We start from the raw sequence: 823 nt of genomic DNA, 5'->3' as shown, positions 1-823 counted from the left end.
AGATTTTACTCGTTGACCTTTAGCCTCATCACCATATAGCTCCAGTGTCCAATTACCACGTAAATCTTGACAAGCCTTGATTAGTTCTGAGACATTTTTTTGCTTATCGTAATCTATCCGACCTAGATAAATAAACTTAATAGATCTTTGTGGACGAGAAATTGGCTTGTAATCACTATCTACAGGATTAAAGATTAGCTTGACTTTATTTGTTGGAAAATTTAGCTGCGAAAGTTGATTTTTAATTCCGCTGCTAATCGCCAGAAAATAGTCTGCAGATTGTAAAAACAAAGGCTTAATAGGTTTTTCGGAAAGAGAATAATGGTACCAGGCAATTACAGGTACATTTAAGTGAAGTGATTTAATACTCCGTTTATCCAACAACCACATAACCGGATTTGTGGAAATTACAAAGTCAGGCTGTTGATCTTTGATGATTTTCTTAATTTTGAATGGCAAACACGTTAAGTAGTATAAGGTCCGCAATTTTCGATTATTACTAATGAATTGTGTCTTTACTTTGACACCATTTGTCCATTCATAATCTTCACTTCCTCCAATTGAATATACCGTCATGTCTATTTTGTTCTTATCAAAAGCTTTGAACAAATTATGAATGACTGTTTCTGTTCCACCCTTTCCGGTCATGAATGGAACAAATATAATTCCCTTATACATAATAATCCTCCTTGGATAATTCTTACTGAGCTTCTTTAGTATATACTAGTCAAGTTGTTTGTTCACCAGAAATGCGATAGAATTATATGGATTATTTGAAGATAGGATGGAGAATATGAATTACGATTATTTAGTTGTCGGCGCG

1 protein-coding gene is annotated in these 823 nt (G+C 33.9%); it reads right to left on the bottom strand.

The features are described 5' to 3' along the window. The coding region (locus tag ACFIK0_RS09315; RefSeq protein WP_375663899.1) for a glycosyltransferase at nt 1–678 on the bottom strand (678 nt) is incomplete at its 3' end. Between the last annotated feature and the right edge of the window lie 145 nt (nt 679–823).

Source organism: Bartonella sp. CL63NXGY (assembly GCF_042194905.1).
GTDB lineage: Bacteria > Pseudomonadota > Alphaproteobacteria > Rhizobiales > Rhizobiaceae > Bartonella.
The sequence above is the reverse complement of the archived record's forward strand: the minus strand, read 5'-3'. Positions and strand labels throughout refer to the sequence as shown.